This window comes from Microcoleus sp. AT8-A3 (genome assembly GCF_036705675.1).
Taxonomy (GTDB): Bacteria; Cyanobacteriota; Cyanobacteriia; order Cyanobacteriales; family Microcoleaceae; genus Microcoleus.
On sequence record NZ_JAUBVD010000078.1, the window covers coordinates 1 to 25,594 of the forward strand.

General features: G+C 46.7%; 16 protein-coding genes. 10 read left to right on the top strand and 6 right to left on the bottom strand.

What is annotated here, in order from left to right:
• Positions 1-74 precede the first annotated feature (74 nt).
• The gene (cobJ, locus tag QUB51_RS27490) at positions 75-1,871 is read right to left on the bottom strand and encodes a precorrin-3B C(17)-methyltransferase (protein ID WP_333264121.1); all 1,797 of its coding nucleotides are present in this window, start codon (positions 1,869-1,871) and stop codon (positions 75-77) included.
• Positions 1,872-2,089: 218 nt separating this feature from the next.
• On the opposite strand from cobJ, the gene QUB51_RS27495 reads away from it, so the two are divergent.
• Positions 2,090-6,013, top strand: a complete 3,924-nt coding sequence (locus QUB51_RS27495; RefSeq protein WP_333264124.1) for a cobaltochelatase subunit CobN — start codon at positions 2,090-2,092, stop codon at positions 6,011-6,013.
• Positions 6,014-6,111: 98 nt separating this feature from the next.
• Here QUB51_RS27495 and QUB51_RS27500 read toward each other — a convergent pair whose 3' ends face one another.
• Positions 6,112-6,726, bottom strand: a complete 615-nt coding sequence (locus tag QUB51_RS27500; protein WP_333055779.1) for a COP23 domain-containing protein — start codon at positions 6,724-6,726, stop codon at positions 6,112-6,114.
• A gap of 572 nt (positions 6,727-7,298) precedes the next feature.
• Between QUB51_RS27500 and QUB51_RS27505 the strand changes: the two genes are divergently transcribed.
• The 4 genes from QUB51_RS27505 (at position 7,299) to QUB51_RS27520 (ending at position 11,812) form a co-directional block, all read left to right on the top strand.
• Entirely contained in the window at positions 7,299-8,984 is a 1,686-nt protein-coding gene (locus tag QUB51_RS27505) for an NAD-binding protein (protein ID WP_333211735.1), read from the top strand.
• Between the two features lie 169 nt (positions 8,985-9,153).
• Positions 9,154-11,013 (top strand): N-acetylmuramoyl-L-alanine amidase, encoded by a 1,860-nt coding sequence (locus QUB51_RS27510; protein WP_333055777.1) that lies wholly within the window; start codon positions 9,154-9,156, stop codon positions 11,011-11,013.
• An 81-nt stretch (positions 11,014-11,094) separates the two neighbouring features.
• Positions 11,095-11,490, top strand: a complete 396-nt coding sequence (locus tag QUB51_RS27515) for an SH3 domain-containing protein (RefSeq protein WP_333055776.1) — start codon at positions 11,095-11,097, stop codon at positions 11,488-11,490.
• Positions 11,491-11,641: 151 nt separating this feature from the next.
• Positions 11,642-11,812, top strand: a complete 171-nt coding sequence (locus QUB51_RS27520) for a hypothetical protein (RefSeq protein WP_333211731.1) — start codon at positions 11,642-11,644, stop codon at positions 11,810-11,812.
• Positions 11,813-11,832: 20 nt separating this feature from the next.
• Here the strand turns inward: QUB51_RS27520 and QUB51_RS27525 are convergent, their stop codons facing one another.
• Positions 11,833-12,393, bottom strand: a complete 561-nt coding sequence (locus tag QUB51_RS27525) for a Uma2 family endonuclease (protein WP_333264127.1) — start codon at positions 12,391-12,393, stop codon at positions 11,833-11,835.
• A 78-nt stretch (positions 12,394-12,471) separates the two neighbouring features.
• Positions 12,472-13,449 (bottom strand): hypothetical protein, encoded by a 978-nt coding sequence (locus QUB51_RS27530; protein WP_333264130.1) that lies wholly within the window; start codon positions 13,447-13,449, stop codon positions 12,472-12,474.
• A 170-nt stretch (positions 13,450-13,619) separates the two neighbouring features.
• Between QUB51_RS27530 and QUB51_RS27535 the strand changes: the two genes are divergently transcribed.
• Together QUB51_RS27535 and QUB51_RS27540 are read left to right on the top strand one after the other, a co-directional pair.
• Positions 13,620-14,816 carry a CapA family protein gene (locus QUB51_RS27535; RefSeq protein WP_333211724.1) on the top strand — a complete coding sequence of 399 codons (1,197 nt, stop codon included), beginning with the start codon at positions 13,620-13,622 and terminating at the stop codon, positions 14,814-14,816.
• A 998-nt stretch (positions 14,817-15,814) separates the two neighbouring features.
• Positions 15,815-16,378, top strand: coding sequence for a transcriptional regulator (locus QUB51_RS27540; RefSeq protein WP_333264134.1), 564 nt, complete (start codon positions 15,815-15,817; stop codon positions 16,376-16,378).
• Between the two features lie 550 nt (positions 16,379-16,928).
• On the opposite strand, the gene QUB51_RS27545 is transcribed toward QUB51_RS27540, so the two are convergent.
• Positions 16,929-18,857, bottom strand: coding sequence for a penicillin-binding protein 2 (locus tag QUB51_RS27545; protein WP_333211720.1), 1,929 nt, complete (start codon positions 18,855-18,857; stop codon positions 16,929-16,931).
• Positions 18,858-19,152: 295 nt separating this feature from the next.
• Positions 19,153-19,728: a hypothetical protein gene (locus tag QUB51_RS27550; protein WP_333055768.1), complete on the bottom strand. Its 576-nt coding sequence runs from the start codon at positions 19,726-19,728 to the stop codon at positions 19,153-19,155.
• 337 nt (positions 19,729-20,065) lie between these two features.
• On the opposite strand from QUB51_RS27550, the gene QUB51_RS27555 reads away from it, so the two are divergent.
• From QUB51_RS27555 to glgB, 3 genes are all read left to right on the top strand, one after another.
• Entirely contained in the window at positions 20,066-20,260 is a 195-nt protein-coding gene (locus tag QUB51_RS27555; RefSeq protein WP_333055767.1) for a serine protease, read from the top strand.
• Between the two features lie 1,119 nt (positions 20,261-21,379).
• Positions 21,380-22,813, top strand: coding sequence for a transposase (locus QUB51_RS27560; protein ID WP_333211716.1), 1,434 nt, complete (start codon positions 21,380-21,382; stop codon positions 22,811-22,813).
• A 233-nt stretch (positions 22,814-23,046) separates the two neighbouring features.
• Complete coding sequence (gene glgB / locus QUB51_RS27565) at positions 23,047-25,341, top strand: 1,4-alpha-glucan branching enzyme (protein ID WP_333055765.1); 2,295 nt, start codon at positions 23,047-23,049, stop codon at positions 25,339-25,341.
• The last annotated feature ends 253 nt before the right edge of the window (positions 25,342-25,594 follow it).

Consider the following 25,594-nt stretch of genomic DNA (forward strand, 5'->3'; position numbering starts at 1 on the left):
CCGTCCTTTTTGGACGGGCGGGACGCCCATCCCACAATAACAATTAAAATTGTAAGTTATTTAATTCGCGATCCTTATTTTTCGTACCTGCGCGGCGTGTAAACCCAAACATCTCCATATTTGCGGGGAATAATCCGAGTCTGACTGGAACCGACAATCACTAAAGTTCTCATGTCAGCGTCTTGGGGCTGGAATTCGCCGAGGGTGCAAACCCGCACAGATTGACCGGGCCGGCCGAGGTTTCGCCCTAGTACGACGGGGGTTTTAGCATCGCGACTTTGCAACAAAATCTCGATCGCCCTTGCGAGTTGCCAAATCCGCTGTTTCGAGATGGGATTGTAAAATGCGATCGCGAAATCTGCGATCGCAGCAGCAGAAATCCGCTGTTCAATGACCTCCCAAGGCTTGAGAATATCCGAAAGCGAAATCACGCAAAAATCGTGTCCGAGGGGTGCTCCGATCGCAGCAGCGGCCGCCTGCATGGCTGAAATGCCCGGTGCCACCCGAATATCGATGCCTTGCCATTCGGGTTTGGCATCAAAGTCGATCGCCTCAAACACCGCTGCAGCCATCGCAAAAATACCCGGATCTCCCGACGAAACCACGGCGACAGATTTGCCCGATGCTGCTAAATCTAGGGCAAAACGGGCGCGATCGATCTCTTCGCGGTTGTCGGAATCGTGCCGCTTTTGTCCTTCCCGCAGGGTTCCAGCTAAGTCGAGATAGAACTTGTAACCCACCCAATCCGTGGCTTCGCGCAGAATTTCCTTAACCTCCGGGGACATCCAGGGCGCGCCGCCAGGGCCGGTACCGACGATCGCCAGTTTGCCGCGGCTAATGCCGATCGCCCTAGCATCAAAGGGTTCGGCGGCCAGGGCGATCGCGCAATTCAGGGCTAAAGTGCGATCGCATTCGATTAAGTGACTGTTTGCACCGGCTGCTGTCAGGGCAATTTGTGCGGCCTTATTTTCGATGAATTCAATTGAGTCTAATTCGACAAGTTCGGATAGATTGAAAAAGCGGACGGGGACTTTAAAATATTGTGAAACTGCTTCAAGTGCCGGATTTCCCATCTCATCTTTTAATGCAAAAAATCCAGCAACAGAAGCTGCTGCTAAACCTGCTTTTTCCAAGACTTGCTGGACTAATGAAACCGCTATTTCCGGCTCAATATTCGATAGCTTTGTGAGTGCAACTGCCACAATTTGCGGATGGTAAACCAAACAATCTGGCGTTGGCGCAATTGCTTTTTCGGTGACGCGGATAGTCAATTTTGCGTCGGGGGCGATCCTCTTCGTTGGCGTAGCCCCCGTAGGGGCGGGCTTCGCTAACGGCAAATTGCTCTCAGAAAGCCAGCTTGCAGCCCCTTCTAGGCGTACTTTTGCCCCGGCGAGCAAATTTGAAATAAAAGTCTTCGCGTCCTCTGGATTCGCTAAAGAATAGCCTTGGGGAGGACTCAGCAGCGCGGTGCGAAATCGAATATCTCCGGTGGTGGTAATTGCAGGTTGTACGCCCAGGGCGGCTGCAATCTCTCTGGCCAAATCATTAACGCCGTGCAAACCGCCCAGCAGCGGTACGACGGCGCTTCCGTCTTCTGCGACGGCTAAAACTGGCGGTTCGGCGCGTTTGTCTGACAGCAGCGGGGCGAGGGTGCGGATGATTATTCCGGCGGCGCAGATGGCGATGATTGGGGTTTCTGTTGCAAACAATTCCCGCAATGTTTCGCCGAAGTTGCTAAATTTGATGTCTGTGTTGGAAGTGCGATCGATTAAACCGTAAATCTGGGAACCGGGGAAATGTGCGGAGATTTTTTTGGCGATCGGCAGGCTGTTTTGACCTAAGATAACTATTGCGGGAGGAACTCGAACCATTTTAGATTTTAGATTTTAGATTTTAGATTTTATGAGAGTTGCGACGGAAATTAGGAATTGATAATTGATAATTGGTAATGTAGGGGCGGGTTCGCCAAGGTCTGCAATACAACACCAGAAATCTACTAAACCCGCCCCACCCCCACCGAGGATGCTATCTAATATAATATAACCTAATTAAAACAGGCTACAATCAATAAATATTTCGAGGTTTGGCTGTGAAACGCATTGTCTTAATTGCAGGGTTTGAATCTTTTAATGCTGATTTGTACCGCAAAGCTGCCGAGTTGGCTGTTTCTGGCTGTCAGGGATTGGAAGTACGGGTTTTTAGCGATCGCGCCCTCGCAGACGAACCTGACGCTGTAGCAGCCGCCCTCTCGAATGCTGATGTATTTTTCGGGAGTTTGCTGTTTGATTACGATGCGGTAATATGGCTGCGGGAAAGGGTACAAAATATTCCGATTCGCCTGGTTTTTGAGTCGGCTTTGGAATTGATGAGTCTTACTCAAATCGGCGCTTTTAAAATTGGCGACAAACCGAAGGGAATGCCGAAGCCTGTTAAGTTTATTCTGGATAAGTTCAGCAATGGGCGAGAAGAAGATAAGCTGGCTGGTTATATCAGCTTTTTGAAGGTGGGGCCGAAGTTATTAAAATATGTGCCGGTGCAAAAAGTGCAAGATTTGCGAAACTGGCTGATTATTTATGGTTACTGGAATGCGGGCGGTGCGGATAATGTTGTCTCGATGTTTTGGATTATTGCCGAAAAATATTTGGGGCTGAAAGTTGCAGAAATTCCGCCGCCTGTGGAAACTCCCAATATGGGTTTATTGCATCCTGATTATAATGGTTATTTTGAATCGCCTCGGCAATATTTGGATTGGTATCTCGGTAATCAAATGAGTAGAAGCGGGCAAGATGCCCGTTCCACAAAAGAGGCTAGACATCTTGATAGAAAGGGTTATAACGGGCAAGATGCCCGTTCCACAAAATTTGAGACTAATTTGTCTGAAAATTTAGATCGGGTTTCTAACGGGCAAGATGCCCGTTCCACAAAATTTGAGACCAATTGGTCTCAAAATTCAGACAGAGGAAAATCCCCTGTTGTGGGCATCTTGCTTTACCGCAAACACGTTATCACCAAGCAGCCTTATATTCCTCAATTAATTCGCTATTTTGAAGATGCGGGAATTGTGCCTTTGCCGATTTTTATCAATGGCGTTGAAGGCCATGTGGCGGTGCGGGATTGGATGACGACTGCTGGTGAAACTGCGCGCCGAAAACAAGGCAATATTGAAACTCTTTCGCTTTCTAAAGATGCCGTGGAAGTTGATGCGATTGTTTCTACTATTGGCTTTCCTTTGGTTGGCGGGCCTGCTGGTTCGATGGAGGCGGGGCGTCAGGTGGAAGTTGCTAAACGCATTTTAACTGCTAAAAATGTACCTTATTTTGTGTCCGCACCTCTGCTGATTCAGGATATCCATTCTTGGACTCGTCAGGGGATTGGAGGTTTGCAAAGTGTGGTATTGTATGCTTTGCCTGAGTTGGATGGTGCGATCGATCCTGTTCCCCTGGGCGGTTTGGTGGGTGAGGATATTTATCTGGTTCCCGATCGGGCGAAACGCCTGACAAGTAGAATTAACAATTGGGTGAAACTACGTCAAACTCCGCCATCTGAAAGGAAAATTGCGATTATTCTCTACGGGTTTCCTCCCGGTTACGGGGCGGCGGGTACGGCTGCTTTATTAAATGTACCGAAATCGCTGCTAAATTTCCTGCACAAACTTCAAGCAGCAGGTTATACAGTTGGAGAAATTCCGGCTGACGGTGAGGAGTTAATTCGCAGGGTGAAAGAAGCGGATGAAGCTACTTGTGAGGGGCAAGATGCCCGTACCACAAAAGAGACTGTTAATGTCAAAACTTTAGAAAAATGGCTGGGCTATCTGTTAACAAGTCGTATCGAAAAACAGTGGAAATCTTTAACGGGTACTGGAATTAAGACAGACGGCGACGAGTTCCAAATCGGTGGCATTCAACTGGGCAATGTTTGGATAGGTTTGCAGCCGCCGCTGGGAATTTCGGGCGATCCGATGCGCTTAATGTTCGATCGCGATTTGACGCCTCACCCTCAATACGCTGCTTTTTACAAGTGGCTGCAAAATGATTTGCAAGCTGATGCTGTGGTTCACTTCGGAATGCACGGCACTGTTGAATGGTTGCCGGGATCTCCTCTGGGAAATACTGGCTATTCTTGGTCGGATATTCTGTTGGGAAGTTTGCCGAATCTTTATATCTATGCTGCCAACAATCCCTCGGAATCGATGTTGGCAAAACGGCGCGGTTACGGTGTTTTGATTTCTCACAACGTGCCGCCCTACGGCCGCGCGGGATTGTACAAGGAATTGATGGCTTTGCGGGATTTGATTGCGGAATATCGGGAAGATACGGCTAAGAATTATGTGCTGAAAGAGGCTATTTGTAAGAAAATTTTAGATAGCGGTTTGGAGGCTGATTGTCCGTTTGAGGATGCTCGAAAATTGGGGATTGCTTTTAGTTTTGAGAATGTGGGAATGTTCAGTGCTGATGCTTTTAACCGCTATTTGGTGAAGCTTTACGAGTATTTGCAGGTGGTGGAATCTCGCTTGTTTTCTTCGGGTTTGCACGTTCTTGGGGAACCGCCTAATTCTGAGGAAATGACCTCTTATCTTGAGGCTTATTTTGGGGAGAGGTTATCACAGGAACAGGTGCAAAAACTGGTTTTTGAAGAAAATGAACCGCAGAGGCGCAGAGGGCGCAGAGAGGAAGAGAAAGAGGGGTTGGGTGGGGTTTTTGAGGAGGGTTTGTTGGTGCGTGATTTGTTGTTGCAAACGACGGATGAGTTGACTAATCTTTTGCGGGGTTTGAATGGGGAATATATTCTGCCTGCACCGGGTGGGGATTTGTTGCGGGATGGGGCTGGGGTGTTGCCAACTGGCAGGAATATTCATGCTTTAGACCCTTATCGGATGCCTTCTCCTGCTGCTTATGAAAGGGGGCGCGAAATTGCTCGGAAAATTATCGACAAGCACCTTGAGGAACAGGGGAATTATCCTGAGACTGTGGCGGTGATGTTGTGGGGTTTGGATGCGATTAAAACGCGGGGCGAATCTATTGGAATTATGCTGGAATTGGTGGGGGCTGAACCTCTAAAAGAAGGTACTGGCCGCATTGTTCGCTATGAATTAAAACCGTTAGCTGAGGTCGGTCATCCCCGGATTGATGTGTTGGGAAATCTTTCGGGGATTTTCCGTGATAGCTTTGTGAATATTATTGAATTGTTGGATGATTTGTTCGTGCGGGCGGCGGATGCTGATGAACCGGAATCGGAGAATTTTATTCGCAAACACGCTTTGATTTTGCAGGCAAAAGGTGTGCAGAATTATTCGGCAAGGTTGTTTTCTAATCCGGCTGGGGATTTTGGTTCTTTGGTTAACGATAGGGTTGTTGATGGTAGTTGGGAATCGGGGGATGAGTTGGGGAAAACTTGGGAAAGTCGCAATGTTTTTAGTTACGGGAGGAAGGATAAGGGGGAAGCGAGGCCGGAGGTTTTGACTCAGTTGTTGCAAGGGTGCGATCGCATAATTCAAGAAATTGATTCTGTGGAATACGGTTTGACTGATATTCAAGAGTATTATGCGAATACTGGCGGCTTGAAGAAAGCCGCAGAAAAGCAACGCGGCAAAAAAGTCAATACCAGTTTTGTAGAAAGTTTTTCTCAGGATACAACTCCGCGCAATTTAGAAGATTTGCTGCGTTTGGAATATCGAACTAAGTTGCTAAATCCTAAGTGGGCTAACGCGATGGTCAATCAAGGTTCGGGCGGCGCTTATGAAATTTCGCAGCGGATGACGGCGTTAATTGGTTGGGGCGGAACGGCTGATTTTACTGATAGTTGGGTGTACGAACAAGCTGCGGATACTTATGCTTTAGATCAGGAAATGGCGCAGAAGTTGCGGGAGGCTAATCCTGAAGCTTTTCGCAATATTGTAGGGCGAATGTTGGAGGCTAACGGACGTGGTTTTTGGCAGCCGAATGCGGATAAATTACAGCAGTTGCGCGAGTTGTACGAGTTAACTGATGAGAAGATTGAAGGGGTGACAGTGTAGTTTTTTTAGTCTAAATATTTAGGGGCGGGCTAGAAGCCCAACCCCTACTCCCCACAATAGTTTCAAAATTTGTCAGGTGCAAGTTAGAGGCGCGGCTATTAAATACCCCGATCGCCCTGCGGTTTTGCTACAGGAACTGACGGTTTCTTGTTGGGAGAATTAAAAGCTCGATCGACCATATCTCCAAAGGGAACAAACTGCGGTGCAGCCGATGGAGCTCCGGTTCTGAACACTGCCACGGGCCCGCTGCCGTCTTGGGCAAAATTAATCAATTTCGTTAAAGCATCACCGGGATTTTTAGCATTGCGCTTGTCTAGGGTGAAAAGCAGATTTTGAGAGTTGCAGCGCCCCCGTCCGTTCACGTAACAAACTACTGGCAAGTTATTAACAATTCCTGTTGTTAACTGCAAGTTGCTCAATCTGCCGCCATTCTGGGCAACAGCTTTGGTCAATCTATTGGAAACAATTTGACAGCGCTGCCAAGGTGTATATTCCCGGCCGAACTCGGTAGATTTCCACAGAATCATTGGATCTGTCGTGACATTTCCCCGGCGCGCAATTGTGACAAAATTCCGACCGGAAGTAACGCACTGAAATGTTGTTCTAGTGCTATTCCAAGAGTTGCTGGCTGGATCTGCTTGCACTTGGCTTGCAAAGGCGACAGTACCGACGAAAACTAAAGCGGATGCTAATAAGGGTGCAGTCAATTTCATAATAACTCCTGCCGTTAAGGCAGCTAAATTTATGTAGGAAGTCATAGTTGTAGGGACAGGGCAGTGTCTATTGGTGTCAACTTAAGGTTAAACCGGTAGTCCGCCAGGGAATGAATTCCCTGCCTCAAAGCTAAAGTCCTCTAAAGAGGACTGAGAAAAAGACTGTTAAACTCATTAGTCCTCATAGCGAGGACTTTCGCTATTAGGCAGGGGTTTTAACCCCTGCCGGACTAGGGGTTTAACCTTAAGTTGTGACTAATAGGCAGTGTCCTGTCCCTACCTATTCAAATTCCGCTGGTTGGCTGTCGCACCCGGATATTTTTCAAATATTAAATCAGGTTAGTTGCACCTCATGTCTGTAGGTACATGGCAGTGTGGTGTGTTTATTTCAACACTTGGGAACGCGGCTTTAGAAACACGGCACAGCTTTTTCTTTGTTTCCAACACTTCGAGACTGTGGCACAAGTATCCTAGATAGTGTTTTTAGCTACATTCTGCAAAGCCACGACAGTCAACAATGGTAAGTAAAATTACAAAGGACAGCTCCGAAATTGGCTGGCAAATAACTTTTTATGAAACCTCGAATCATTGTTTGCGGGTTGGGGCACACGGGCCACAAGATTTTTTGTTTGTTGAGACAGCAAGGAGCGATTGTGGTTGGTATTAGCGATCGCCCAATTCGCGGCGAAACTTCTGATGTGGTTGTCGGTAATTTGCAAGCAGCTTCTACCTTGTTGACGGCAGGCATTCAAAACGCTCACACTTTAGTAATTGCAGGAGACGATGATGCTGTGAATTTGGCAATTTTGATGCAAGCGAGGATTCTCAATCCTCAGATTCGCATTATCAACAGATTGTTCAATACTAGCTTGGGCGACAGGATTGACCACACTTTGCCCGATCACACTTCCATGAGCGTTTCATCATTGGCTGCTCCGGTTTTTGCCTTTGCGGCTCTCGGCAATCAGGCGATCGGACAGTTGCGTTTGTTCGATCGCACTTGGCCGATTCACGAAGAATATATCGATGAAACACATCCTTGGAAAAATCGCAAACTGAGCGATTTGTGGGACGATCGATCGCGAATGTTGATTTATTATCTCCCGGCTGCTAACAAAACTGATTTAGTATCGGCGGTGCTTGCCGATCGGCAGTGTCAGCAGGGCGATCGGCTAATTGTTGCAACTCAGCCGACTCTCCACAGCCCCCAAAAAACTTTAACTCAAAAACTGCTCAAAACATTAACTAGGCTGCACAGATTTCAGCAGCACAGCCAAGCAGCAGTAATTGTTGTACTGACGCTGCTGGCCATGATTGCCGTTGCTACTGCCACCTATATTTGTGTTGACGAGCATATCTCAATTGTCGATTCTCTCTATTTTTCAGTAGGGATGATTACCGGAGCCGGAGGCCATGAAAAAGTAGCCGAACAAGCTCCCGAAAGCATTAAACTATTTACAATTGTCATGATGTTAGTTGGAGCTGGCATCATCGGCATCTGCTACGCACTGCTCAACGATTATGTATTGGGAACTCGCTTTACCGAATATTGGGATGTGGCGCGAGTGCCGCAGCGCCATCATTACATTATCTGCGGGCTCGGAGGAATAGGTATCCAAATTGCTAAAGAACTGCACACTAACGGTTACGATATTGTGGCGATCGAGCAAGATCCAAACTGCCGATTTCTGAGCACGGCTCGCTCAATGAAAATTCCGGTCATTCAGGGAAGTGCCAGTTTGCCCGCAACTTTGGAAGCTGCTAATGTTAAGCAAGCTGCAGCACTTTTGGCGGTAACTAGCAGCGATATGTCTAATGTCGAAATTGCCTTAAGCGCTAAAGGATTGGCGCCCAAACTATCGGTTATTGTCCGCAATCAAGACCCACATTTTGCTTTGATGGTGCAGCAAGTTTTTGAGTTTGAAGGAGTTTTGAACCCGACGGAATTGGCTGCTCCTGCTTTCGCGGCGGCGGCAATTGGAGGCAGAATTTTGGGTAACGGAATGACTGCTGACAGTCTCTGGGTTTGCTTGGCCACCTTGATTACGCCAAACCATCCTTTCTGTGGCCACCGTATTCAAGATGCTGCTAAGTCTGCTGATTTTGTGCCTCTTTATGTGGAAACTAAGTGTCAAACTCTCCACGGCTGGGATTTACTGAATTGTTGTCTGAGTACGGGGGATGTTTTGTATCTGACGATGCCGGCGAATCGGTTGGATCAACTGTGGAGAACGACCTCTGAACTAATTAAAACTTAATGGTTTTACGCGGGAATTTATATTGCCGATCGCTCAATTGCAACTACAAACCTGATAAAATGAGCCGTGTCTAGTAAATAAGACTTACGGCTAATCCTCAGAAATCCGGTTTCTTAGGGCAAGTTCTAGTATAAATAACCCACAGAGTGTCAATTAGTTGCGATGTAGAATGAGAAAATTTTTAGGATTAGTTGTGTTTGGCCTGATAATGGCGATCGCCTCTGTAGCTGTCGCCGCTCAACCTTTGTTTCTCGCTTATCCTCCCGCCAACCACAAAACTACAGCCGATCGCATCTTTTTAATCGGTACAGCGCCCGCACCGGGACAAGTTTTAGTAAATGGCAACCAAATTTCGCGCACGGCAGTCGGTCATTTCGCCCCGACTTTTCCGCTGCAACTCGGCGAAAATCTCTTTACCTTGCGTTACGAAAATCAGGAAGTCAAAATTAAGGTGACGCGCGAGTCTAATCAGCCGATAGCCCCTGTAGGATTGGCTTTTGCTAAAGATTCCCTGACGCCGAAAGTCGATGTCGCGAGTTTGCCGGGGGAATATATTTGCTTTGGGGCGATCGCACCGGCGAATGCTCAAGTTTCAGTAAAATTGGCGGGAGTTACTATTCCTTTAAAAGCGCGATCGCAAGTGGAACTACCCGATAACAAATCTGTACTGTTAGGTGAAAACTCCCCGATCGAAAAAGGCGGCAGCGAACAGTATCAAGGCTGCGGTAAAACCCCCCCCAACCCCCCCTTGCTAAGGGGGGGCAATGAGTCTAATGCCGCCTTGCCAACGGGGGGCAATGAGTCTAACTCCTCGCTACTAAAAGGAGAAAAAGTGGATTTGGGAGTGCCTGTATTTGAGCTAACAATGAACGGTCAAACTATCAGCCAACAAGGTACTGGCAAGATTTCTATTCTGTCTCCGGCGGATTTAGAAATAGCAGAAGTAACGGCCGATCCGGGTGTTGCCCGAACCGGGGCGAGTACAGATTTTTCTCGGATGACACCGCTGCCGAAGGGAACGCGAGCAACAATTATTGGGCGCGAGGGAGAATGGCTCAGACTTGATTACGGTGCTTGGATTAAAGCATCGGAAGTGCAAATTGTCAAGGATGCAGTGCCTCCGCGATCGATTATTCGCAGCGCGCGATCGCGTCAAGTTTCCGGCTGGACAGAGGTCTTATTTCCCTTAGAAACACCCGTCCCAGTCACCGTGCAGGAAGGAGAACGCACTTTCACCTTAACCCTGTACAATACCACCGCTCAAACTGACATTATTCGCCTCGACGATGACCCGGTAATTTCGCGTTTGGAATGGCAACAAATATCGCCACTGCAAGTACAATACACTTTTAATCTCAAATCGGCCCAACAGTGGGGCTATAAATTGAGATACGACGGCACAACTTTAGTGCTGTCTTTAAAACACCCGCCGGTGAATACAAGCATGATGCCTGTGTCGCAAGCAAAACCGCTGTCGGGAATTAAGATTCTCATCGATCCGGGACACGGCGGGCCGCAGGATGGAGGTGCTGTGAGCCCAGTGGGAATTAGGGAAAAAACAGTAGCTTTAACGGTGTCGAAATTGGTGCAACAGGAATTGGTAAATCGGGGCGCGAATGTGCTAATGACGCGAGTAGAAGATGTCGATTTGGATTTGCCGCCAAGGGTGGAAATGATTCAAAAAGAAGAACCTGCGATCGCAATTTCAATTCACTACAATGCTTTGCCGGATAACGGCGACGCCATTAATACTAAAGGCGTCGGCGCTTTCTGGTTTCACCCGCAAGCGCACAGTTTGGCAATGTTTTTGCACAATTATTTAGTTGCCAAGTTGAACCGTCCGAGCTATGGTGTATTCTGGAACAACTTAGCCATGACTCGTCCTGCAGTTGCTCCATCTGTTTTAATGGAATTGGGATTTATGATCAATCCCGAAGAGTTTGAATGGATTGTGAATCCGACAGAACAGAAGAAGTTAGCCGCGGCGATCGCCCAAGGTGTTACCGAATGGTTTGCCTCTGTCAAATAACAGTTAGTAGTAAGGACTGAAGCCCTTCTCAAAAAAATTATAGTCAGGACTTCAGTTCAGCCAATCCAAGGAAATGAAATAATGCTAATTTTCACTCAATCAAAAGCCTTTTTTATTGCAGCCGTCGTTGCAAGTTTTAGCTTCTCACTTTACAGTTTTCCTGTTTTCGGCAAGCAGCAAAGTCTGGCTCCCGCAAAAGCAGAAGCTTTAAAAAAGCAAACTCAATGCTCGTTTATTACTGGTGAAGGTGGCGCTATTAACATTCGCAAAGGCCCAGGCAATCAGTACCCAGTTGTTGCTAAATTGAAAAGGGGAGACGGAGTTAGGGCTGTCAGCAGACAAGGTAAGTGGGTGAAAATTGCGGCCAGATTTTCAGGTAATCCTCCTAATGAAACTTTGACAATCCTTGACGGTTGGGTGAGCAATCAATTTATTAATGGCTGTTCCGAAGACCAATTTGACAGGTGGCGGAAATAGGGAATTTCCTAGGGGCGGGTTTTACAGACAATATATGTAGGGGCGGGTTTTACAGACAATATATAACGAGTACAAACAATCTATATAAACCCGCCCCCACACCACCAATAACTACATGAACCTTGATTTCGATCGCAGTAGAAAAACATAGATGGGGATTTACAGTTGGGTAGGGGCGGGTTTACTAGATTGTCGATTATTGACAATAATTGTCGGTGAAACCCGCCCCTACGATCGGCGGTTGAAACCGCAACTACACTTGCCTTGCTTCGGCGCAACGCGAGACTTTAAAAAAGGAGATTTAAAACCGGATGTCATGTAAAAAAAGACGATCGCCCTGATTCATTCTTGCATTCTCAACCAGCTAAACACCTGTTCGGCGGTGATATTCAGGGGAATCATTTCGGGCACAGGAACGACATCGCTACCTTCGCAGAATTGCGGTTGTTGGTTGGGCAAAAACGCTAAAATCGATCGATCGTCTGGATCGATTAGCCACCCCAACTGACAATTATGTTGCAGACAGTGAATAATTTTTCTAGTTACGCGATTTGAGCTTTGTTGTGGCGACAGGATTTCGATCGCCCAATACGGCGCAATTCGCACATCATCGACTGGTTCACCGCTCTCATCAAATTGAATTTGTTCCCACAATAGTACCGCAATATCTGGAACAATCGATCGACCGCCAAACGTACACCGCAACTCTGGAAACGCATAAGCTATCTTGGGAGTTTCCGTCACCTGATTAATTTCGTTGCAGGCTTTTAATCGCAATAAGCTATGCTTTGTTTTCGGCATAGGTTTTTGGATAATATCCCCCTCAATATATTCGCTAGCAGGTTTGGTTTCTGGCAGTTTCAGAAATTCTTCAAGGGTGAGGCGCTCAGTTGCGATCGTCATAAATAAATTCCTCGATTCTACCTATCTTCACTGTAATCCAAAAAATATTTATTTGGCATAAAAATTTTGTTTAACAGCCTATTTTTGCGGAACAAACTGCTGCTTAAATTCAAATAAATTAGGATTTTCCGGTTCATAAAAAGCCCGTAACCAATGCACATTTGGAGAACCAAAAGTTTCAACTCTAGTAAAATTTTTCATTCTCGGTAATTGAGTCTCATCGGTAAAATATGGTAAAGGTTTATCGATGCGGAAATAGTGAGTATCGCCGTGAACGAATACAACCTGCCCTGGGAAATTGCCTGTTTCTGTTTCCAGAGTTGCGATAAAATCGTTGTAGCCGCTTCTTCTTTTGTCCGTCGGATCGAGTTCAAATCCCGGATTTGCCTGTGCAACTAACACAATTCCTTTGCTGTTGCTGCGTTTGGCTAAAGCAAAACATTCTTTGATCCAGGCTAAGTTAGCCCAATTGCGATCGGCATATTCTGCATCTGCTTCGGGAGTGCGGCCAAAATTGTTGTTGCTTCCCGGCATATTAATCGCGAAAAATACAACGCCATGATAAATCCAGCGAACATTTTCGCGGAATTTAGCAAACTGCGGGTTTTCGCTTTGACGGGTGAGAGTTAAGGTGCGCTTTCCCAAACTTTGATTACCGTTGCTAAATATTTCCCGCAGTTTAGCGAGTCTTTCTACTGGATCGTAACTGCCATTTTTTGAACGGTGGCAATCCGTCCATTCATTGTCACCATAAGCTAGAATAAACGGTATCTCAAAATTGTCAAATAACTGCTTGCGGCTGACAAACGTTGCATCATCGCACACACTAGAACCGTTTTTAATGTCGCCATCGTGGACGACAAACGCTGCGGGCGATCGATTGATATCTGCAATCAAACTCGGAAATTGTGCTTCCTGTTCGGCACTGTAGGGCAAATCGCCAATCAAGGCAAATTCAAAAGGTTTATCGGCCCAACTTTCAGCATAGCTCAAAGTACCTAAACCGATAACAGATGCAAAAATGATAAATCCAATAATCAAATATTTTTTAAACATTCCTTCTCCAGTAGCCAGCAAACCATCGATATCCTAACAAAACTTGTCAACATCTCTGTTTTCTTCTTTTCCTCTGTGTTCTCTGTGCTCTCTGTGGTTCAAAAAAAAAAACTGCCTAAATTGCGATTATTAATGATACCATAAACACGATAAATTACTATAGATAAATTATGAAATTTCCCCCGACGCTCTCGGTAATAGCTGCATTGTTAATGGCTAGCTGCAATATCCAAACGCCACAAACCAACACACAGCCTACAGAAAGTCGCTCGCCAATAGCAACCCCTGTTCCCCCCCAACCCAAGTCTGAGATCAAAGAAGCAAAACTAATTGCTGTCGGCGACATCATGATGCACAGTACCCAAACGCGATCGGGCTACGACGCAAAAAAGCAAACATACAATTTTGACAATTTCTTCGCACCAGTTAAAAGTATCCTGTCAACAGGCGATTGGGTAATCGGAAATCTCGAAACACCTTTAGCGGGCTCCGATGCGGGCGGATATACGGGATATCCGCTATTTAACGCACCGGCTCAATTAGCGGATGCTGCTAAAAAAGCCGGATTTAATATCTTGACAACAGCGAACAATCATGCTTTAGATCGTGGAGAAAAAGGGGTAATTAGGACGATCGCCAATCTGAGCGATCGCAAAATTGCTGCCATAGGAACAGCCACATCAGCCGCCGCAGCCGATCGCACTTTTATCAGCACCAAAAACAACATTTCACTAGCCAAGCTAGCCTACACCTACGGCACAAACGGCATTCCCATACCCAAAGGCAAAGATTACTTAGTTTCCCTAATCGACGAAAAAAAGATAGTCAAAGACATAGCCAAAGCCCGCAAACAAGGAGCAGATATTATCGCAATTTCCCTGCATTTTGGCGACGAATATCAGCGCCAGCCAAACCCCCAACAAAAACAATTAGTTGAAAACCTATTAAAAGCCGGTGCAGACATCATTCTAGGCAGCCATCCCCACGTCGTCCAACCTTACAAAATTTTTAATTTTCCCGGCAAAAATGGCAAAACCCGCAAAGCTGTAGCCATTTATTCAATGGGAAACTTCATTTCCGGTCAGAATAAAAAATATACAGACTTAGGCGTGATTTTGCAAGTAAATATTCGCAAAAAATTTCCCGAAAAAACCACAGAAATTACCGATGTAAAAACACATCCTACTTGGGTACACCGCTATACTCAGAACAATAAAACTAACTATCGCGTTTTGCCCTTAGAAACAACTGTCAGCCAGAAAAAAGATGCACTCCTAGCAACTTCGCAGTATCCTGTTTTAGCAAAATATTTGCAGGATATGAACAATCATCTTAATTCTTTAAATAAACCTCAAGATAACAAGTAATCCCTCCCTCAAGCAGGGCAGGGCGGTTTCATTCTCGCGAAAATCCCGATTTTGACTCTTGTAGTGCCAAGAATGCCTACCCCTAGAGACGACTTCACAGGCGTTTGAGACATGGGGGCTGCCACGGGGGGCAGCCCCTACAAGAGAATGAAACAGCCCTGATATCTGCGGTGAAAAAAAGAGAATGTATTAACCGCCCCGGACAAGGGATTGACGCCCATTTACCCAGAGGTCGAGAATAGATAGATGAATAATTTCGATGCTAACAGATTTGATATTACCCGAAATTAGGACACCGGAGTGCCGTTTCCCTACAATCAACCGGGCAATGATTATATCCGATCGCGATCGCCCACAACTGTGCACGATTCTGATGGAGTTCTCCCGTATAATTCTCGCCGTGATAGCCAACTATTCCTGACGCTAAAACACGAGGATAGAAAGTAAACTTGTCCCTCTATTTGAGTACAAGTTTTCACCTTGACTCCAGCCAAGTCTAATAGATAGTCTAAGGATCGCGAATTAAATAACTTATAATTTTAATTGTTATTGTGGGATGGGCGTCCCGCCCGTCCACTCATGACGGGCTATAAGAGCCCATCCGACTTTCAAGAGTGGAAGTTATTTAATTCTCATTCATAAATAAAAATTCATCCCTCTCACTGTATTGATTGCTATATTTTACGCCATAAACTCAGGAGAGCTTTTTCTTCTCCCTCCTGCCTCAAAACTCCAATTCCTAGCTTGGCTGCTTTCATTTAGATTCTCCCTACATATCTTCGGGATCTGGTGCGATCGGGCGCAGTTTTTTTAAAGTCGCATAAATTTTCAGTAAATACCGATCTACACACTCGCCAAACCCAAAGTTAAAATATACCCAATAAAAAATAGCTCCTCCTAGCTGTTTTTTTGTCCAGCTAAATATCAGGGAGTGCATCTACGTGTCAATAAATAAAACGCTCAAAGGCAGAGCCACTACACCTGCCCCAGGTTTTACCATGATTGAGCTATTGATAATTATTTTAATCATAGGAATATTTTGTGCGATCGTCGCCCCCTCTTGGCTAATGTTTATCAACAACCACCGTTTAAAGGTATCGCTCGATCGGGCTTATTGGGCAATGGAACTTGCCCGCAGCAACGCCAAACGATCCAAAATTTCATGGCAAGCCAGCTTCAAACAAGTAGGAGAAAACGTACAAGTAGCAGTCCATCCAGCCGACATTCCCCCAGCCCAAATACCAGCCAGTCAATGGAAAAACCTAGAACCGCAAATTCAAATAGATCCAGATGAAACAACAGTGCTCCAAGTAAATGACAGCAACGAGCAAAAAACAAACGGCACAATCCGGCGCGTCATGTTCAACCACAGAGGTTGCCCCGTATCTCGAAGCGACCACGACTGCACGCTAACGAGTATAAGAGCCAAAGGAACCCTAACACTATATCATCCCAATTTAAGAAACAGCCAACGCTGCATCATCATCTCCACTCTCCTAGGACATAAACGCACCTCCCAAAGACAATCAAAACCCAACGACAACAAAAGATATTGTTACTGACAGGGCGCTCAATTATTTTGGGCTAGGGAAACGGCATTACCGCGTCGTCAATAGCCTTGTTGTCGATGCTTATATTCGATGTCAATTCTTGACGCAATATCTCCGATCTAACTCACGCCCAGAGTACCATTCTCGCTTAACAGGCTTTTCGCCCTGTTCCGCAAAGAGTGAATTTTCTTGTGGAACAGGCAGAAAAGCCTGTTCATAAAAGGCTTATTGAGAATGGTGCAACATCTCAGATACAGCATATTCCAGGTTCATGAAGTACACACAATCTTGTAGTAAGGATCGCGAATTAAATAACTTACAATTTTAATTTTTATTGTGGAATGGGCTTCCCGCCCGTCCAAAAAGGACGGGCGGGACGCCCATCCCACTTTCAAGAGTGGGAGTTATTTAATTCTCATTCCTAAGTAAGGTGCGGATACACCCGTCAATCTGCAAGTTCTATTTAAAAGGTCGCAGATCCGCACCCTACATATTAAAATCACACAACATAAATATAGCGGCTACTTTACTTCATCAACCACCGAATATGCTGTATAATCAACTACTTCTTACTCGGCGCAATTTTCTCAATAGAAATCAGCGCCTCCATCACCGACTCCACAATCGGCGCCGCCACCGTACCCCCCGAAGAACCCTCCTTCGGCTCATCAATCACCGCCAAAACCACATACCGAGGAGCCTCCACAGGCATGATCCCCACAAAGCTAGTAATAATCGCCTTGTCAGAATAACCCCCACCAGCATTAGCTTTTTGAGCCGTGCCCGTTTTTCCAGCAATCCGATACCCAGGAATTTGTGCAGCTTTCCCCGTACCGCCATCAACCACAGTTTCCATCATTTCTAACACCTGCTTAGTAGTTTCCGGCGAAAAAACCTGCTTTGGAACCGGCCTCGGAAGCTTCCAATAAGCTTCACCTTCCCTATCAAAAAGTCCCCGCACAACGTGAGGAGTCACCAACTTGCCACCATTAGCCAAAGCGCCGTTAAGCTGCACCAACTGCATCGGAGTAATCGAAAAACCTTGCCCAAAAGCCGTAGTAGCAACTTCCACAGGAGAGTTAATAAATTGCTCTCGATTTTTAAGTTGACTGCTTACTTCAAAAGGCAAATCAGTTCCTGCTGTTTGTCCGAGTCCAAGTTTTTCTAAAGCTTGATAGTAAAGAGAAGGTTTCATGGTTCTCATCATGTGCACCATCCCCACATTACTAGAATGTTTCAAAATCTCAGTAACAGTCGAAGGGCCGCGCGCGCCTGCTCTTTGGTAATCGGAATTTTGGATAGTCCAGGGATTCATGTAAATCCGACCTTCATCGTTAAACACAGTATTAGGTTTCACCGCACCCGCTTCCAGAGCGATCGCCACATTAATCGCTTTAAAAGTCGAACCAGGCTCATAAACATCAGTTACAGCCCAATTTTTATAGCGCGACAAATCGAAATTAAAATATTGATTCGGGTCATAAGAAGGTTCCGCCACAACTGACAGCAATTCCCCGTTACTGGCATCCATCACAATCACTGTGCCCCGCTTCGCATCGTGTTGCTTCATTTTTTCCTTGAGGGCACTTCGGGCCGCCCGCTGCAAGCGACTGTCGATCGTCAATTGCAATTTCAAGTCATCAAGCTGCACAAATCCCGCCGTCAGCCGATCGGGAACCCAATTCCCATTGCTCGACCTGCTAAACTGAATCGACGGCATCGATCGTTCCAACAAATTCTGCTGGCTGTATTCCACCCCAGCTTGTCCCTTCCGTTCCCCATCCACATAACCGAGGATATCCGCCGCCAACTCCTGCTGTGGGTAAAAACGCTGCTGCTGACGCAGCAACTCCAAGCCATCCACCAGACTCTCTTTAATTTGCATCCCAGCGACGCGATCGGCAACCTCTTGAGGTAGAGACTCCGCAATTGTAATACCGCTTTCAGCAAGATTAAACCTACGTATCAATTCAGTTTCCGACGTAGTGCCCGGAGTCAGTTCGATCGCCAGCATCGGAGCCAACTTAGCAGCAATTTCCGCCTTCGAGTGGTTAAATAACTTCGGGTGAGCGTAGAGCGTGTACACCTGTCTGTCGATCGCCAAAACATTTCCTGCGCGGTCAATTATCGGGCGTCTCGGTACAAACGGCTTCGTTTTGAGAGTTTGCTGCTGAAGAGCTTGTTTACGCAGCGCCGGAGCTCGCGTCACCTGCAAATAAAACAAATTCACAGCCAGCCCCAGCCCCCCCAGCATCAACACCGCCCACACCGCCCACAAACGGAACTTGCTGCGCTTTAAACGCTCCACCGGTCGCCCCCAAGATGCAGCCGTCTGTTGTGGCGATCGGCCGAAACTGCCGGAATCTCTAGGTTTTGCTGATTTTTTCCACCCAGTACGCGCGGCGAAGCTATCCCGTAGGGAATCGCCCGCCTGTTTTGTGCGTTTGAAATTCGGCGATCTGTAGCGGTCAAAACGGGGGTCGTAGCTCATGGCATTAAAAATTCAATAGCAAGTTAGAGCGTTGTATAATTGATAATTTATAACTTAAATCTTAAAATATAAAATTCACGGCTTGGGAATGAGCAGTCCCTATCAGGGTTTGGATCGCACCTAAAGTTGCATTCTGTTTTTTGAAGTGGTCTTAATTATTTTTAATCTGTAACTTCCGGTGGGAAACTGAAAATCGATCGCGACTTGGAAAAAAGTCAAAAAGGAAATTAGAGCCTCAAATTCTCATGCCCTCGGACACTCATGCCCGGAGGGCGCTCTCCGCTTTGACACAGGTTTAATAGCCCAGCGGTGTTTCCACACCGGCTCGATTCTGGAGAGCGGGCTCAGAATTTGGTGCCGCAACGGGCGATCGAGTTTCAGGGGCCGGCTGCAAGAAAATCGTGTCCCCAGGATTCTGCGGAGCCAAACCGGTTTCGGGATTTTGGGCTTCTTTAGCAAGTTGGTGTTTCAAGACTTCACTAGAAGCACTCAATTGTTGTTCCCGGAGGCGCAGAGTTTCCAGTTTTTGATACTCCTGACTCCAGCGCTGCTCGCCGTAAACTGTCAAGCCGTAGAGACTCAGAGCACCGCCCAAAAGCATAACTGCTACCACTGAGGAGGCGCGCTGTGCCTGCAGGAGCGAGCGCAACCACACTGGCTGCTGCTGGCGATTGGGCAAGACTTTCAGCACCGATGCGGACTGCCGAACCTGAGCCTGTTCGTCTGCTGGCGAGTAGTTGGGCAATACCGGCCCTGTCTTCGCCCGCCTAGCTTTGGCAATAGAAGTAACTTTGCTTTTGGCTGGGCCAGCAGCGGGCTTGCGGGTCGATCGGGAGCGGGGAGAATCCGGGGATCTGATAGCAGCGGTCATAAAGTTCACCAATACGTAAAGTGGGGTAGCTTCAGCTTGATTGAGGTTAAGAGTTTTTTGTCTCCCAGAGCGCCAGTAGTGGCTATCTGCGTTCGATCGGTTATCCTTACCAAGGATACCTCACAAGCCAACCAACCCATCCTACCACTGGTCTCTTTGACTTCAGGATTTGCCAAAAAAAAGAAATCTTTGCTGGTTAGCGATAATCTATGTGAAATTTATTAATAAATGCAGTATTGTAATCAACGAGCGAATCGTTGAGCTATTCGTGCCAGCATTGTTTCTCAAGTACACTCTTCCCTTCCTTGCGATGGGTTTTCAATCTTAAGGAGTTTTTATGAACAAAGGATTAATTCGTTTGACTTTGGTCGTGGGCTTGGCAGCAGCCCTCGGCGCCTGCGGAGGAGATACCACCACCCCCAGCTCCCCTAGCCCCTCTCCGGGCGCTGGCACTACTAATCCTCCTGTTTCTTCTCCATCTCCAAAGGCTACTCCAACTACTAGCCCTGCCCCTGCTCCTAAAAAGCCCTAACTAGGGCTATCTCGGAGTTGGTTCCCAACGAGCCTAGCCTCCAGGTGAAAAATCGTTCGCTCCTCGCATTTTTTCATCTCATAGGTCTAGGTCTCAAGTTGGGTGTTAGTGATTCTCTGCTGCTTTTACTAAAGTTCAGTACGTCCCGTTACCGCAGCAAAGTCCGCTGATTCGCTGCGTTACAGGAGCATTCCCTTTCAAGTAGAAAATTTGACCAATAATTTCTTGATGGTACCGGCCACGTGATTTATCCGTGGAATCAATCCAAAATCCTTGCAGCCTCAAGCCCCCGGATTTATCCGTGGTGTCAATTCTTTAATCTAAAATCTAAAATCTAAAATCGAATGACTCCCGGCCTGCACCTTTTGAAACTCAAGCCTGTGACAGGATGTTTGAGGACATTGCCAGTGCTGCTGCTTCAACTGAATATCAACCGGAGGCAAGCGAGACTCGACGCAAATTTTGCACTCTATGGAGTCTCGCTTGCCATCCCCGCCGCTGTGGCCCGCAGACGAGAGGAAAGCAAGCAGAGACTTGGATGCTCGAAGACTGAGTCCTTTAGCTTTGATTCCTCAATACCGAGTTAAGCATCCTTCGCCGTTTGAGCGTATTGCCCAAATTTACGGACTTTGTGGGGAAACCCCGCCTCCGAGATGTGAAAGTCTACCGATCGGGCGATGCTCCCTGCCTGAAAATTCCAGGTAAACTATTAACTGCTCCCCAACACTTACAGGGTTGACCCTCCGGGAGTCGCCAATCGACAAGAGTTTAATAAAAACTCCCGATCACATATAAAAAAATAAGTCAAGGATATTTGGGAAAAAATATAAATTTTTCAATTTGTTTGAACTACCAGCCGGGAAGTCCCTCGGTATATTTAGAGGGGACACATCTGAGCGCTGCGCGAAGTACCCCGTTGGGAATTACGCCCGCGTGATGGAAAGAAGCGTCGGGTGGAGGGACGGAAACCGACAATTAGACTTAGCCACTATGAATTAATCTTCGGAAGTATCTTGATTTTCGATGTACTTCCTAAGTGTTGAAATGGTAATCTTTGGTGTGGCATTTTGGACATACACAAACTATACTATGCAAAGGTCGAAAAAAGAAAGTTAAAAAATGCAACTCACTTACAAATACCGCCTCAAACCCACAAAAGCCCAACTAACAACGATGGTGGCTCACCTAGAGCTCTGTCGTCGGCAGTACAACTACCGACTTGGCGATAGATTTAGGTGGTGGTCAGCCACGAGAACACCTATCAACGCCTGCCCCTTGATTGTTTCGATAGTCCCGATTGAGGAAATTTATCAAAATATTTCTTTGACGAGAGTGCAAACTAGGGATGGTAGAAAAAAGGATGAGTCAGGCAATCCTCTAACCAGGAAAGGTGATGTTTTCTCGAACATTGAAGGCGGATATGTACAGTGGCAAACCATACAACTGGCTGACCTGAAAAACACAAAAAAGTTATTCCCTGATTATAAAGTGTTAGATTCGCAGGTCTTGCAAGATGTCGTCAACAGGGTGGAAACTTCCTTTTCAAATTTCACCACGCCGGACACAAATGGCAATCGTAGAGGCAAGCCCAGATTCAAAGGGCTTCATTACTACAAATCTTTCACTTATCCTCAACTAGACAATCTTGATATTGTCAAGGACGAGGAAAATAGGATTTGTATTGACCTCGCAAAAATAGGTCAAGTACCTATGGTTTTCCACCGTCCAATACCAACAAGGTTCACAGTTAAGACGGGAACAGTTATCAGAGAAGCTGATGGGTGGTATATCTCCCTGACGCTAGAAGATAAAACAGTTCCCGTAACGGTTGCAGAAATTCAACCGACGGTCGAAAATACTGTTGGCATCGATATGGGAATCACTAATTACGTCTATCTTTCCAATGGCGAGAGAGTTGAGAATCCTAGGTTTTTGAGGAATTCTGCCCAGAAATTGGCAAAACTTCAAGCGAAGTTAGCTAATAGAGTCAAGGGTTCTAAGCCTTGGAAGATTATCAAGGACAAGATTTCCCAACTCCATCAGTTTGTAGCTAGATCCCGATTAGATTTTCAGTTTAAAACTGCACATGAGCTATTCGGTAAATGTGAGGTTTTAGTTGTTGAAGACTTGAGTGTCAAAAATTTAACTAGACGTGCCCAGCCCAAGACAGATGTTGAAAATGGTAATTTGGTTTATTTGCCGAACGGTCAGTCAGCTAAAAGTGGCTTGAATAAATCCATGCTTGATGCTGCTCATGGGCAATTCGCCAGCGTCCTAAAATATGTCGCCTGGAAATTGGGTAAAAGCATTTTGTTTGTCTCTCCAAGAGGAACTTCTCAACATTGCTGGAATTGCCTCAACAAAGTACCGAAAGAATTGTCGGAGCGCTGGCATTCTTGTCAATGCGGAGAATCTTTGGATCGAGATAAAAACTCAGCTAAGCTTATAAAGAGAATTGGTCTAAGTTACGAAAGTGGCGGGGGAACTCCGTCACTCAAAAAAGCCTTTGAAAAAAAGGAAAAAGAAGCCGGCGGTCTAACTGTACTCAGTTGACCGTCAGGTTCGTTCACTATTTCTATACTTAGATGTTAGCAGTAAAACCCCAGCTCGGCCGTCGGCAAGGCAACAGCCTGCTGTGTGTGCAAGGACGCGCGCTGGATCTGCAGCAGTCAAGATCGTGCTAATCAGTGGTAGGATCAGCAATCAAAAATGTATCGAAATGTAAAGTGCAGCGCCGCTCTAGGTTTTGAAAGCCATTTAGTTAAAAGATTGAGGTAAGTAGTTTTATGCCCGCGACCGTCCCCTTTGAACAGATTGACCGCATTGTTTGGAATCAGCACCACGATCCATTTGAAGTGCTAGGCCCTCATGCGATCGAAGAAAATGGCAAAAAAGTCTGGGTCGTCCGAGCTTATCTGCCGAATGCGGATGCGGTATCCGTAGTTTTGCCGGAGGCCAGGGCCCAATACCCGATGAAATCAGAGCATCACCCTCACTTTTTTGAATGTACGATCGACACCCCAGAACTAGCAAACTATCAATTGCGGGTCAAAGAAGGGGAACACGAGCGCTTCATCTACGATCCCTACGCCTTTCGATCGCCCAAACTCACAGAATTCGACCAGCACCTATTCTCAGAAGGCAATCATCACCGGATTTATGAAAAATTGGGGGCGCACCTCACCGAAGTAGACGGCATCACAGGAGTATATTTTGCCGTTTGGGCCCCGAATGCCCGCAATGTCTCTGTTTTAGGAGATTTCAACTATTGGGACGGCCGCAAACATCAAATGCGGAAATCGCAAAACGGCATCTGGGAATTATTTATTCCGGGACTATCCGTGGGAACTTCCTACAAATACGAAGTGAAAAACCAAGACGGACATCCCTACGAAAAGTCCGATCCTTACGGTTTCCAGCAAGAAGTGCGGCCCAAAACAGCATCAATTGTCACCGACTTAGATACCTACACTTGGCACGACAGCGCTTGGATCGAAAAGCGGCGGCACACAGACCCACTGACGCAGCCGGTTTCGGTTTACGAATGCCACATCGGTTCTTGGCTGCACGCCGCTACTGACGAACCCGCCGTGCTACCAAATGGGGAAATACAACCCGCCGTGCAGGTTTCGGAACTCAATCCGGGGGCGCGCTTTCTGACTTACCGGGAATTAGCCGATCGGCTGATACCATACGTCAAAGATTTGGGATTCACCCACATCGAAATGCTGCCCATCGCCGAACATCCTTTCGACGGTTCTTGGGGCTATCAAGTCACCGGTTATTTCGCCCCAACTTCCCGCTACGGCACACCTGAAGATTTCATGTATTTTGTTGACCAGTGCCACGCCAACGGCATTGGCGTACTGGTGGACTGGGTACCGGGACATTTCCCCAAAGACGGCCACGGCTTGGCTTTCTTTGATGGAACTCACTTGTACGAACACGCCGACTCCCGCAAGGGCGAACACAAAGAGTGGGGAACCCTAGTATTTAACTACGGCCGCAACGAAGTGCGGAATTTCCTAGTATCAAACGCTCTGTTCTGGTTTGACAAGTACCACATCGACGGGATTCGCGTAGATGCCGTAGCCTCGATGCTTTATTTGGATTACTGTCGCGAACCTGGAGAATGGCTGACCAACCAGTACGGGGGCCGGGAAAATATCGAGGCTGCAGATTTTCTGCGTCAGGCGAATCACGTCATTTTTAGCTATTTCCCAGGTGCGCTGTCGATCGCCGAAGAATCTACCTCTTGGCCGATGGTATCTTGGCCGACCTATGTAGGGGGTTTGGGCTTCAACCTGAAGTGGAACATGGGTTGGATGCACGATATGCTCGACTATTACCACATGGACCCGTGGTTCCGCCAGTTCCACCAGAACAACATAACTTTCAGTATGTGGTACAACCACAGCGAGAATTTCATGCTGGCTTTGTCCCACGATGAAGTAGTGCACGGCAAAGCCCACATCATCGGGAAAATGCCAGGAGACGAATGGCAAAAGTTTGCAAACGTGCGGTGTTTGTTTACTTTTATGTTTACTCATCCCGGAAAGAAAACGATCTTTATGGGGATGGAGTTCGGCCAGTGGCACGAGTGGAACGTTTGGGGGGATTTGCAGTGGCAGTTGCTGCAATTCGAGCCGCACCAAAAGTTGAAGCTGTTTTTTAAAGATTTGAACAATTTGTACCGCAGCGAAACGGCACTTTACAGTCAAGATTTTGCTGAGGATGGGTTTGAGTGGATTGATTGCAGCGACAACCGACACAGTGTCGTGGCATTTGTGCGCCGAGAGAAGGATGGCGACGAGTTTGTGGTGACAGTATGCAATTTTACCCCGCAGCCGCACTCTCACTATCGCGTAGGAGTGCCGGAACCTGGTTTCTATACGGAGTTGTTTAACAGCGACGCGCGGGAATACGGCGGCAGCAATATGGGGAATTTGGGAGGCAAGTGGACTGAGGAGTGGTGGTTCCACAACAGTGCTTATTCGATCGACTTGTGTTTGCCACCTTTGGGGGTGTTGATCTTAAAGCTCGATCGGGCAAAAACAACAGCAAAATCTCAACAGTTTTAAGTTGGGAGTGGTGATAGTTTTGAGTTAAGAATCAAAGCTTTATTAAACCTAAAGCTTTGAGGGTATTTAGAAACCCGGTTTTTTGGACAAACCGGGTTTTTTCTGTTTTGTTGTTGCGAAAAAAGGAAGTTCTGCAACGGATTCGCTTTCTTAGGATTTAAGGAGTTTAATATTAATTCCGGTGTGCGATTCGTTTAGCCTAAATGGATAGGTTCTCCTATCCAGGGACGGTTAGCCTGACTCCGCTGCGAGT